Genomic DNA, 12,122 nt, shown 5'->3' with positions numbered 1-12,122 from the left:
CCGATAGCCTCACCGCTCACAGCTTCCGCCGGCACGGCGTTGCGCGCCGTGCCGGCCAGCCGCGAGTGAGGACCCAGCCGTGCCCCTGCCCTTCCTGACGGCCGACCGCGCCCTCGATGCCGACGGCCGCGCGGACCCCGTCTCCCCCTCGTACGACAGCCCCGAAGACTGGCGCCGTCCCTACCGCCCCGGACCGTGGCGGGTGGGGGCGGCGGCGGTGTTTCTGCTGCTCGCCTCGTTCGTCCTGCTCTCCGCGCTGATCGTCGCGCTGGCCGGATCGCCGGCCGGGGCGGCGGTCTGCGTGGCGGTGGGCGTGCTGGTGATCGCGCTGGCGCTGCGGCTGGTGCGGGTGGGGATCCGGGTGAGCGCCCTGGGGCTGCGGCAGGTGAACCTGCTGCGCACCACGACGCTGCCGTGGTCCGCGGTCGGCGCGGTCCGCACGGTGCAGCAGCCGGTGCGCTGGCTGGGGCTGCCGCGGACGGTGCAGGGCCAGGCGCTGCGCGTCGAGCGGGCGCAGGGCGAGCCGCTGCGGACCCTGCTGACGGACCGCAGCGCGGACTTCCTGGGCCGCCCGGAGATGTTCGAGCGGGCCGCCGACGTGCTGGAGGCGTGGGCGGCGGAGCACCGCCGGCGCTGAGGCGGGGCAGCGGCGCCGCGGTGCCTTGGTGAACGACGACCGCCCGGGAAGTACGGAAGACCGTACGACCCGGGCGGTCGGTTGTTTCGCGGGCTCAGCCGGTCCGGACGGGCTCGTGGTCGCCGCGCACCGGCCTGCCGGCGTGCAGGGCGATGGCGCGCTGCATGGCCTTGCGGGCCCGCGGGGTGTCCCGGGCGTCGCGGTAGGCGACGGCGAGCCGGAACCACGTGCGCCAGTCGCCGGGCGCCTCCTCCGTCTCGGCCTGCCGCCGGGCGAAGACCTCGTCGGCCGCGTCCCGGTCGATCCGGCCGCCGGGGGTGCGCGAGAGGTCGTCGAGCGGCAGCCCGCCCTCCGCCTCCAGCTCCCGGGCCAGCCGGTTCGCGTCGCGCGCGAAGCGGGTGTTGGCCCACAGGAACCAGCCGCCCAGGCACGGCAGCACGAACGCCACGGCGCCCATGCCCATCGCGGCCGGCTCGCCGGTCATCAGGAGCAGTACGCCCTCCATCGCCACCACGCCGAAGACCAGCACCAGCACGGTGGACAGGAAGACGTAGGTGATCTTTCCGCCCATGGTCGTGATCCCCGATCAGCCCAGGTCGAGGAAGTTCTCCAGGCCCACCGTCAGGCCCGGAGTGTCCACCACGCGCCGCACCCCGAGCAGGATGCCCGGCATGAAGCTGCTGTGGTGCAGGGAGTCGTGGCGGATGGTGAGGGTCTCGCCCTCCCCGCCGAGCAGCACCTCCTGGTGGGCCAGGAGACCGCGCAGCCGCACCGAGTGGACCGGGACACCGTCGACGTCCGCGCCGCGGGCGCCGTCCAGCGCGGTCGTGGTGGCGTCCGGCTGCGGCGGGCAGCCGGCCCGGGCGCGGGCCTCGGCGATCAGGCGGGCGGTGCGGGCGGCGGTGCCGGAGGGGGCGTCCGCCTTGTTGGGGTGGTGCAGCTCGACGATCTCCGTGGACTCGAAGAAGCGGGCCGCCGCCTGCGCGAACCGCATGGTGAGGACCGCGCCGATGGAGAAGTTCGGGGCGATCAGCACACCCGCGCCGGGGGCGGCGTCGAGCCAGCTGCGCAGCTGCGCGAGGCGTTCGTCGGTCCAGCCGGTCGTGCCGACCACACCGTGGATGCCGTGCCGCAGGCAGAAGTCGAGGTTGTCCATCACCGCGTCGGGGGTGGTCAGTTCGACCGCGACCTGGGCGCCGGACTCGACCAGCGTCTCCAGGGAGTCGCCGCGGCCGAGGGCCGCGACCAGCTCCATGTCGTCGGCTGCCTCGACGGCCCGGACGGCCTCGGAGCCGATGCGCCCCTTGGCTCCCAGGACGGCCACGCGCAGCTTGCTCATCGTTCTCCGCTCTCTCTTCGTGGTGGGACGGCCCGCCGACGTCGCCTAGGCGACGGCGTCGTCCAGGCGGGCCGCCTGCCGGTCCTTCAGGGGGCCGATGACGGACAGCGAGGGGCGTGCGCCCAGGACATCACGGGCCACCTCACGGACCTCGTCCGGGGTCACCGCCGATATCCGGGCGAGCATCTCGTCCACCGACATGTGCTCGCCCCAGCACAGCTCGCTCTTGCCGAGCCGGTGCATCAGGGCACCGGTGTCCTCCAGGCCGAGGACCGTGGAGCCCCGCAACTGGCCGATCGCGCGGTGGATCTCGTCGTCGGTGAGGCCCTCGGCCGCCACCGTGTCGAGTTCGTCGCGGCAGATCTTCAGGACGTCGTGCACCTGGTTGGGACGGCAGCCGGCGTAGACGCCGAACAGGCCGCAGTCGGCGAAGCCCGAGGTGAAGGAGTACACGCTGTACGCCAGCCCGCGCTTCTCCCGCACCTCCTGGAAGAGACGGGAGCTCATCCCGCCGCCCAGGGCGGTGTTCAGCACGCCCATCGCCCAACGCCGGTCGTCGGTACGGGACATGCCGGGCATGCCGAGCACGACGTGGGCCTGCTCGGTCCTGCGGCCGAGCAGGTCGACCTTGCCGGCGGTGCGCAGGGTGCGGTTGCCGGACCGGGGGGCGACCGGGGTGGCGTCCTGGCGGCGCAGCGCGCCGGCCTGCTCGAAGGCGCGGCGCACCAGGCGGACGACCTTGGCGTGGTCGACGTTGCCGGCGGCGGTGACGACCAGGTGGGTGGGGTCGTAGTGCTTCTTGTAGAAGCGGCGGATGCGGTCGGCGGAGAGCGCGTTGACGGTGTCGACGGTGCCCAGGACGGGGCGGCCCAGCGGGGTGTCGCCGAGCATGGTGTGCGCGAACAGGTCGTGCACGCAGTCGCCCGGGTCGTCCTCGGTCATCGCGATCTCTTCGAGGATCACCCCGCGCTCGGCGTCGACGTCCTCGGTACCGATGACCGAGCCGGTGAGCATGTCGCACACCACGTCGATGGCGAGCGGCAGGTCGGTGTCGAGCACCCGCGCGTAGTAGCAGGTGTACTCCTTCGCCGTGAAGGCGTTCATCTCGCCGCCGACCGCGTCGATCGCGGCGGAGATGTCCAGGGCGGAGCGCCGCCGGGTGCCCTTGAAGAGCAGGTGCTCCAGGTAGTGGGTGGCGCCGTTCAGGGCGGGGGTCTCGTCGCGGGAGCCGACGTGGGCCCAGATGCCGAAGGTGACGGAGCGGACGGTGGGCAGCGTCTCGGTGACCACCCGCAGCCCGCCGGGGAGGGTGGTGCGGCGGACCGTGCCGGCGCCCGCGGCGCCCTTCAGGAGCGTTTGGGTACGGGCGACGGCCCGCCCCTCCGAGGAGGTGCGGGCCGTCGACCGGTGCGTACGGGACGTCACTTGTCGGCGTCGTCCTTCTTGTCGCCCGCGGCGGAGCCGCTGTCGGATCCAGCGCCGTCCTCGCCCTCGACCACGGGGATCAGGGAGAGCTTGCCGCGCTGGTCGATCTCGGCGATCTCGACCTGGACCTTGGCGCCCACGGCGAGCACGTCCTCGACGTTCTCCACGCGCTTGCCGCCGGCCAGCTTGCGGATCTGCGAGATGTGCAGCAGGCCGTCCTTGCCCGGGAGCAGGGAGACGAACGCACCGAAGGTGGTGGTCTTGACGACCGTGCCCAGGTAGCGCTCGCCAACCTCCGGCATGGTCGGGTTGGCGATGCCGTTGATCGTGGCGCGGGCGGCCTCGGCGGCCGGGCCGTCGGCGGCACCGATGTAGATGGTGCCGTCGTCCTCGATCGTGATGTCGGCGCCGGTGTCCTCCTGGATCTGGTTGATCATCTTGCCCTTGGGGCCGATGACCTCACCGATCTTGTCCACCGGGATCTTGACGGTGATGATCCGCGGCGCGTTCGGGGACATCTCGTCCGGGACGTCGATGGCCTCGTTCATCACGTCGAGGATGTGCAGACGGGCATCGCGGGCCTGCTTCAGCGCGGCGGCCAGGACCGAGGCGGGGATGCCGTCGAGCTTGGTGTCGAGCTGGAGCGCGGTCACGAACTGCTTGGTGCCGGCGACCTTGAAGTCCATGTCGCCGAAGGCGTCCTCCGCACCGAGGATGTCGGTGAGGGTGACGTAGTGCGTCTCGCCGTCGATCTCCTGGGAGATCAGGCCCATCGCGATGCCGGCGACCGGGGCCTTGAGCGGCACACCGGCGTTCATCAGCGACATCGTGGAGGCGCAGACCGAGCCCATGGACGTCGAGCCGTTGGAGCCCAGCGCCTCGGAGACCTGGCGGATCGCGTAGGGGAACTCCTCGCGGGTGGGCAGCACCGGGACGAGCGCCCGCTCGGCCAGCGCGCCGTGGCCGATCTCGCGGCGCTTGGGGGAGCCGACGCGGCCGGTCTCACCGGTGGAGTACGGCGGGAAGTTGTAGTTGTGCATGTAGCGCTTGCGGGTCACCGGGGAGAGGGTGTCCAGCTGCTGCTCCATGCGGAGCATGTTGAGGGTGGTGACGCCCAGGATCTGGGTCTCGCCACGCTCGAACAGCGCGGAGCCGTGCACCCGCGGGATCGCCTCGACCTCGGCGGCGAGCGTACGGATGTCCGTGACGCCGCGGCCGTCGATGCGCTTCTTCTCCTTGATGACGCGCTCACGGACCAGGGTCTTGGTCAGCGAGCGGTACGCGGCGGAGATCTCCTTCTCGCGGCCCTCGAACTCCGGCAGGAGCTTCTCGGCGGCGAGCGCCTTGACGCGGTCCAGCTCGGTCTCGCGCTCCTGCTTGCCGGCGATGGTGAGCGCCTGCGCGAGCTCGGCCTTGACGGCCTTGGTCAGCGCCTCCAGGACGTCGTCCTGGTAGTCGAGGAAGACCGGGAACTCACCGGTCGGCTTGGCGGCCTTGGCGGCGAGGTCCGACTGGGCCTTGCACAGGACCTTGATGAAGGGCTTGGCGGCTTCCAGACCGGCGGCGACGATCTCCTCGGTCGGGGCCTCGGCGCCGCCCTTGACCAGCTCGACGGTCTTCTCGGTGGCCTCGGCCTCGACCATCATGATCGCGATGTCGCCGTCGGGCAGCACCCGGCCGGCCACGACCATGTCGAAGACCGCGTCCTCCAGCTCGGAGTGGGTCGGGAACGCGACCCACTGGCCGTTGATCAGGGCGACGCGGGTGGCGCCGATCGGGCCGGAGAAGGGCAGGCCGGCCAGCTGCGTGGAGCAGGAGGCGGCGTTGATGGCGACCACGTCGTAGAGGTGGTCGGGGTTGAGCGCCATGACCGTCTCGACGATCTGGATCTCGTTGCGCAGGCCCTTCTTGAAGGACGGGCGCAGCGGACGGTCGATGAGGCGGCAGGTGAGGATCGCGTCCTCGGAGGGGCGGCCCTCACGACGGAAGAAGGAGCCGGGGATCTTCCCGGCCGAGTACATCCGCTCCTCGACGTCGACGGTCAGCGGGAAGAAGTCCAGCTGGTCCTTCGGCTGCTTGGAAGCGGTGGTGGCCGACAGCACCATGGTGTCGTCGTCCAGGTACGCCACGGCGGAGCCGGCGGCCTGCTTGGCCAGGCGGCCCGTCTCGAAGCGGATGGTGCGGGTGCCGAAGGAGCCGTTGTCGATCACGGCTTCGGCGTAGTGGGTCTCGTTCTCCACCAGGAATATCTCCTCGTCTGCGTCCGCTGCCCGTGTGGCAGGGGACCGTCTTCGGCGGAGCGCCGGTGCGGGCCGGTCTTCGATCGAAGCACCCGGAGTGACGTCGCATGGTCTGCCATGGACGGCCCGGGGGCCACTACCGAGGACCGGCGGCCAGGAGGCGCTCCTGCCGTGTTCGCTTTTGCGATATGGCACCAGATTACAAAGCTTCCGTCCACCGCGCGGCGGGACGGCTGTCCGGTGCGTACGGCAAAGGGAGCGGTCCCTTGTGGGAACCGCTCCCTATGCGGCACTTTTATGGATTACTTGGCGCCCGCCGCGCCGCGGCGGATGCCCAGGCGCTCGACCAGCGCGCGGAAGCGCGTGATGTCCTTCTTCGCCAGGTACTGCAGCAGGCGGCGGCGCTGGCCGACGAGCAGCAGCAGACCACGGCGGGAGTGGTGGTCGTGCTTGTGGGTCTTGAGGTGCTCGGTCAGGTCCGAGATGCGGCGGGAGAGCAGCGCGACCTGGACCTCGGGGGAGCCGGTGTCACCCTCCTTGGTGGCGAACTCGGCCATGATCTGCTTCTTCGTGGCGGCGTCGAGCGACACGCGTACTCCTTAGGGAATGCCGGCCCGCGAGCGTCCCTGGTTTGCGTCACAGGGAATCTTGGATGACTCGGATGGACCGTCGGACAGCGTACCAGCTGGAGACGGCCCCCCGACCGGGTGGTCGGGGGGCCGTCTCCGCGGGCGGTGCGGTGGTGCGCTAGTTGCTGGTGAGGCCGCGCACGGTGGCGTACACGTCGAGGACCGCCAGGCACAGCGGGACCAGGGACAGCAGGACCAGGCCGTCGAAGATGTCGAAGATCCGGCCCCAGAAGGGGGTGACGCCCTTCTTCGGGACGACCAGGCCGACGCCGACGAGGACGGCCGCGCCCACCGCGATGCTGCTGGAGAACCAGACGGTGCGGATGTTCAGCGGGCCGGAGTCCTGGAAGCGCTCCAGGGTGAAGAAGATGTCCATCGGCGGGTGCAGCGAGATGCCCAGGATGAGCAGCACGATGGTGAGGATGCCGGCGACGGTCAGGCAGGCGACCTGGGCGGTGTAGTCGAAGAGCCGGGCGCGCAGCATGATCGTGATGCCGGCGGCCATGGCCAGCACCTGGGCCCAGACGTTGTCGGAGAAGCCGAGGACGGCACCGGCGGAGCCGACGACCAGGGCGGAGCAGCCGGCGACCAGGCCGAGCAGGAGCTCGTGACCGCGCTTGGCCTGGTTGCCGATCTTCACGAAGTCGACCGACTCGGTCTCGGAGCCGGAGCCGGACTCCAGGGCGCCCTTGACGATCTGGTCGGGCGACCGGTAGCCGATGGGCAGGCGGGCGAAGCGGGCGGAGAGCCCGGGCAGCCAGGCGACCATGGCGATGGAGACGACGGCGGTGACCGCGGCGACCGAGCTCGGGGCGGCGTCGGTGAGGATCGCGGCGAAGACCGCGAGGGTGCCGACGGCGGAGAGGAAGGCGGCCGCGACGAAGGGTGCGTCACCGCGCGGCAGCAGGACCACCAGGAGAACCGAGGCGATGAGCACGGTCACACAGCCGACGAGCAGGTGGAGCCGGCCGGGGCCGGCGCCGGGGTCGACCGGGAAGATGCCGGAGCCGGCGATCAGCAGGTGCGGCAGCGACGCGAGGCCCAGGGCGATCGAGGAGGCGTGGTCGTCGTAGATCCGGGCGCGGACGCCGGCCAGGACGACCAGGACCACGCCGACGACACCGGCGATGATGCCGGGGAGCCGGTGCATGTCGCGGTCGACGGGGTTGGAGAACCACAGGGCGAACGCCATCATCACCAGCAGCAGCACACCGGCGCTGAGGCCGAGGAAGCGCATCAGGTCGTCGCTCCAGCGGCTGCGGTTCTGCTTGACCGCGGAGGCGATGGCGTCCGAGACGTCGTCGAAGACCGGCAGCGGCAGCGACTCGGCGAACGGCTTCAGCAGCAGCAGGTCGCCGTCGAGGATCTGCTGCTGGGCCAGCGACTGGCCCGCGTCGAGGACCGTGCCGTCGCGGCGTACGAGGTGATACCCGGTCGGGGCGCCCTCGGCCTGGGACTGCCCGGAGAGCCGAAGGATCTCCGGATAGATATCGACGAGTGCCACGTCCTCCGGCAGTGCCACGTCGATCCGTGCATCCGGCGCGGCGACAGTGACCCGGCAGAAGCCGGTGCCAGTGCTCGTGCTCACCTGGCGGTTCCCCCTATCCGTTGGGCGTTTTGTCGCGTCGCGCGCCCTATATATAGGGCCGTCCGTACGGGACTGTGGCGCGCTCGCGGGGCGTCAGCGTACCGTCCGATCGGGGCACTGCCCCACCCACCCCTTGACTTGACGCCTAACAGTAGGATCAACGCCTGCGTCGAGCCAAGGACTTGGTTCGGGGGGACCGTCGAATCCAACGGGGGCGGTCCGAGACTGCGAGATGCATGAAGGACTGATGCCTCGGTGAGCGTTGTCATCGTCAAGCGCCCGCCCCGCGCGCTGCCACCTGAAGTCCCCTCGGAGGAGGTGGTACTTGAGGCGCCTCCGGAGCTTCCCCGCGAGGGAGAGCCGGAGAGCCTGCTGATGACGTTCATGCCCATGATGGGCATGGCGACCTCGGCCGGCTTCCTGTTCACGGGGAACCAGCCGTTCATGAAGATCATGGGCGGTTTCATGGTGGCCTCCACACTGGCGATGGCGATCATGCAGATCGTCAAGTCCCGCCAGGGACCTTCCGGGCAGATGGTGCAGGAGCGCCAGGACTACCTCAAGTACCTGGCGCAGAAGCGGAAAGAGGTGCGGCGCACCGCGCGCCGGCAACGGGACGCCCAGCTGTTCACCCATCCCGACCCGAGCCAGTTGTGGTCCGTGGTGGCCGAGGGCAAGCGGGTCTGGGAGCGCCGTGCGAGCGACCCGGACTTCGCCCAGGTGCGCCTGGGGCTGGGGCCCCAGCAGCTGGCCACTCCGCTGCGGGCGCCGGAGACCGCTCCGGTCGACGAGCTGGAGCCGCTGACCGCGCACGCGATGAAGGAGTTCCTCGACAAGCACGGCCATCTGGAGAGCCTCCCGCTGGCGGTGTCGCTGCGCGCCTTCTACCACCTGACGGTCTCGGGTGACCCGGACACCGTCTACGGCGCCTCGCGCGCCATCCTCGCCCAGCTGTGCACCCTGCACTCGCCCGAGGACCTGGTGGTGGCCGTGGTCGCCGCGCCAGGTGCGCAGGCCGAGTGGGAGTGGACGAAGTGGCTGCCGCAGGTCCAGGACAAGACGACCGACGGCGCCGGCACCCGGCGACTGGTCGTCGGCGACCTCGGTGAGATCGAGGAGCTGCTGGCGGACGACCTGGACGGGCGCGGGCGGTTCAACCCGCAGGGCGCGCCGGTGGCCGACACCCCGCACGTCGTCATCGTGCTGGACGGCGGCGAGGTCCCGATGGACTCGGTGATCGCCGGGGCCGAGGGCCTGCAGGGCGTCACCATCCTGGAGATCGTGCCGGGCGACCTGGACGAGATCCGCGGCGGTCTGGCCGTCCAGGTGTGGCCGGGCAAGCTGGTGCTGGAGTCGGCGAACGGCGCGGTCTACAACGGCGTCTGCGACACCCTGTCGATCCCCGAGGCGGAGGCGCTGGCCCGCCAGCTGGCCCCGCTGCGGGCCGGTTCGGGCGCCGACGGCGAGGAACCGCTGCTGTCCGCGCTGGACTTCACCGACCTGCTCAACATCGGCGACGCCGGCGCGCTGGACGTGTCGCGCACCTGGCGGCCCCGGACGCTATCGGAGCGGCTGCGGGTGCCGATCGGTGTCGACAAGGACGGCCAGCCCGTCATGCTGGACATCAAGGAAGCCTCGCAGCAGGGCATGGGCCCGCACGGCCTGTGTGTCGGTGCGACCGGTTCCGGTAAGTCCGAGGTGCTGCGCACCCTGGTGCTCGCGCTCGCGGTGACGCACTCCTCGGAGACGCTGAACTTCATCCTCGCGGACTTCAAGGGTGGCGCCACCTTCACCGGCATGTCCGAGATGCCGCACGTCGCGGCGGTCATCACCAACCTCGGTGAGGACGTCACGCTGATCGACCGCATGCGCGACTCGATCACCGGTGAGCTCCAGCGCCGTCAGGAGCTGCTGCGCTCGGCGGGCAACTACGCCAACATCACCGACTACGAGAAGGCGCGTGCCGCCGGCGCCCCGCTGGACCCGCTGCCGTCGCTGGTGATGATCATCGACGAGTTCTCCGAACTCCTCGCCGCCAAGCCGGACTTCATCGAGATGTTCATCCAGATCGGCCGTATCGGCCGTTCCATGGGTGTGCACATGCTGCTCGCCTCGCAGCGTCTGGAAGAGGGCAAGCTGCGCGGTCTGGACACCTTCCTCTCCTACCGGCTCGGTCTGCGGACGTTCTCCGCCGCCGAGTCGCGGACCGCGATCGGTGTGCCGGACGCCTACCACCTGCCGAACGTGCCGGGTTCCGGCATCCTGAAGTACGACACCGAGACGATGGTCCAGTTCAAGGCCGCGTACGTCTCGGGCACCTACCGCGGTCCCGGCGGCGGCGGTCGCGGTGGCAGCGGCGGCCGGTCGATGCGGATGCCGGTGCCGTTCACCGCGGCCCCGGTCATCGAGCAGATCATCGAGGAGCCGGTCGTCCTGGAGTCGACCGAGCCCGAGATCGACGACGCGCTCGCCGACACCGTCCTGGACGTCATGGTCCAGCGGATGCAGGGCCAGGGCCCGCCGGCGCACCAGGTGTGGCTGCCGCCGCTGGAGGAGCCGCCCACGGTCAACCAGCTGCTGCCGGCCCTTGCGGTCACCCCCGAACGGGGCGTGCACGCGCCGGAGTACACCGCGCTGGGCAAGCTCGTGGTGCCGGTCGCGCTGGTGGACAAGCCGTTCGAGCAGCGGCGTGACGTGATGTACCTGGACTTCTCCGCCGGCGCCGGTCACGGTCTGGTCGTGGGTGGTCCGCAGTCCGGCAAGTCCACTCTGATCCGGGCCGCGATGGCCTCGTTCGCGCTCACCCACACCCCTGCCGAAGTGCAGTTCTACTGCCTCGACTTCGGTGGCGGCGGCATGCTGACGATGGAGGGCCTGCCGCACGTCGGCGGGGTCGCCTCGCGGCTGGACGCCGAGAAGGTGCGCCGTACGGTCTCCGAGGTCGTCGGCATCCTCAACGAGCGCGAGGAGTTCTTCCGCGCCAACAGCATCGACTCGATCGCGACCTACCGCCAGCGGCGGGCCGCGGGCGCCTTCCCCGACCAGAAGTGGGGCGACGTCTTCCTGATCATCGACGGCTGGGGCACGTTCAAGACCGACTACGAGCAGATGGACCCGGTGATCCTGGACATCGCCACCCGGGGTCTCGGCTTCGGCGTCCACCTGGTCATCGCCGCCTCCCGCTACACCGAGGTGCGGCCCGCCCTGCGCGACCAGCTCCTCAACCGTGTGGAGCTGCGCCTGGGCGACCCGATGGAGTCGGAGTTCGACCGCAAGCGCGCGGAGAACGTCCCGATGGGCAAGCCGGGTCGCGGTCTCTCCCCGGAGAAGCTCGACTTCCTGTCGGCGCTGCCCCGCCTGGACGGCATGAGCGACCCGGAGACGGTCAGCGACGGCATCGCCAACCTGGTCGAGACGGTCAGCGAGCACTGGAAGGGCGAGCCCGCCCCCAAGGTGCGGATGCTGCCGACGATGCTGCACGCCCGCGACCTTCCCCGGGGCGGCGACTACCCGGAGCACGGCATCGCGATCGGTGTCGACGAGACGACGCTGTCGCCGGCGTTCATCGACTTCGAGAACGACCCGCTGGTGGTCATCTACGGCGAGAGCGAGTCCGGCAAGTCCTCGCTGCTGCGCTTCATCGCCAAGCAGATCTCCGAGCGGTACGCGACGGACAAGGCGCTCCTGGTGGTCGGCGACTACCGCCGCGCCATGCTCGGCGAGCTGCCCGAGAGCCATCTGTACAAGTACTGCGCGTCGGGTCCGCAGCTCCAGGAGGTCATCAGCGGACTGGCCGGTTCGCTGGGCCGGCGGATGCCCGGGCCGGACGTCACGCCGGAGCAGCTGCGCAACCGCAGCTGGTACGACCTGCCGGACGCGTTCGTGATCGTCGACGACTACGACCTGGTGGCGACCAGCAGCGGCAACCCGCTGATGCCGCTGGTGGAGTACCTGCCGTTCGCCCGTGACGTGGGTCTGCGCCTGATCATCGCGCGCAGCTCCTCGGGGGCCGGCCGGTCGTCGTTCGAGCCGGTGATGCAGCGCACCAAGGAGCTCGGTGCGCAGGGTCTGATCCTCTCCGCCGATCCGGGCGAGGGCCCGCTGATGGGCAACATCAAGGGTCAGCAGCTGACACCGGGACGTGGCATGTTCATCACGCGCAAGCGCGGTGCTCAGCTGGTCCAGACCGGCTACCTGCCCGAGGGCCGCGGCGGCGGCCAGTAACCGGCACCCGGTACAACGGCGGTGGGGCGCCCCTCTTCGG

The 12,122-nt window shown here is 70.7% G+C and carries 8 protein-coding genes; 2 read left to right on the top strand and 6 right to left on the bottom strand.

What is annotated here, in order from left to right; translation table 11 throughout:
- Positions 1 to 79 precede the first annotated feature (79 nt).
- On the top strand, positions 80 to 637 hold the full coding sequence (locus K2224_RS34530; protein ID WP_221911073.1) for a phage holin family protein: 558 nt from the start codon (positions 80 to 82) through the stop codon (positions 635 to 637).
- Positions 638 to 731: 94 nt separating this feature from the next.
- Here the strand turns inward: K2224_RS34530 and K2224_RS34525 are convergent, their stop codons facing one another.
- The 6 genes from K2224_RS34525 to eccD form a co-directional block, all read right to left on the bottom strand.
- A complete protein-coding gene (locus K2224_RS34525) occupies positions 732 to 1,208 on the bottom strand; it encodes a tetratricopeptide repeat protein (RefSeq protein ID WP_221911072.1) in 477 nt (158 codons plus the stop codon).
- Between the two features lie 15 nt (positions 1,209 to 1,223).
- Entirely contained in the window at positions 1,224 to 1,976 is a 753-nt protein-coding gene (gene dapB / locus K2224_RS34520; RefSeq protein ID WP_221911071.1) for a 4-hydroxy-tetrahydrodipicolinate reductase, read from the bottom strand.
- 45 nt (positions 1,977 to 2,021) lie between these two features.
- On the bottom strand, positions 2,022 to 3,401 hold the full coding sequence (locus K2224_RS34515; protein WP_221911070.1) for a pitrilysin family protein: 1,380 nt from the start codon (positions 3,399 to 3,401) through the stop codon (positions 2,022 to 2,024).
- Positions 3,398 to 5,641: a polyribonucleotide nucleotidyltransferase gene (locus K2224_RS34510; RefSeq protein WP_221911069.1), complete on the bottom strand. Its 2,244-nt coding sequence runs from the start codon at positions 5,639 to 5,641 to the stop codon at positions 3,398 to 3,400. Before K2224_RS34510 ends, K2224_RS34515 begins: the two co-directional genes overlap by 4 nt.
- A 302-nt stretch (positions 5,642 to 5,943) precedes the next feature.
- Positions 5,944 to 6,231: a 30S ribosomal protein S15 gene (rpsO, locus tag K2224_RS34505; protein WP_030414166.1), complete on the bottom strand. Its 288-nt coding sequence runs from the start codon at positions 6,229 to 6,231 to the stop codon at positions 5,944 to 5,946.
- A 157-nt stretch (positions 6,232 to 6,388) separates the two neighbouring features.
- Complete coding sequence (gene eccD, locus K2224_RS34500; RefSeq protein WP_221911068.1) at positions 6,389 to 7,858, bottom strand: type VII secretion integral membrane protein EccD; 1,470 nt, start codon at positions 7,856 to 7,858, stop codon at positions 6,389 to 6,391.
- Positions 7,859 to 8,113: 255 nt separating this feature from the next.
- Here eccD and eccCa point away from each other — a divergent pair, with 255 nt between their 5' ends.
- On the top strand, positions 8,114 to 12,082 hold the full coding sequence (gene eccCa, locus K2224_RS34495; RefSeq protein ID WP_221911067.1) for a type VII secretion protein EccCa: 3,969 nt from the start codon (positions 8,114 to 8,116) through the stop codon (positions 12,080 to 12,082).
- Positions 12,083 to 12,122 lie beyond the last annotated feature (40 nt).

Origin of the sequence: Streptomyces sp. BHT-5-2 (genome assembly GCF_019774615.1) — a bacterium.
Lineage (GTDB): Bacteria > Actinomycetota > Actinomycetes > Streptomycetales > Streptomycetaceae > Streptomyces.
The sequence above is the reverse complement of the archived record's forward strand: the minus strand, read 5'-3'. Positions and strand labels throughout refer to the sequence as shown.

Excerpts from the sequence above, each read along its gene's own strand:
- K2224_RS34525 (WP_221911072.1), bottom strand. The coding sequence starts at position 1,208 with ATGGGCGGAAAGATCACCTACGTCTTCCTGTCCACCGTGCTGGTGCTG.
- dapB (WP_221911071.1), bottom strand. The coding sequence starts at position 1,976 with ATGAGCAAGCTGCGCGTGGCCGTCCTGGGAGCCAAGGGGCGCATCGGC.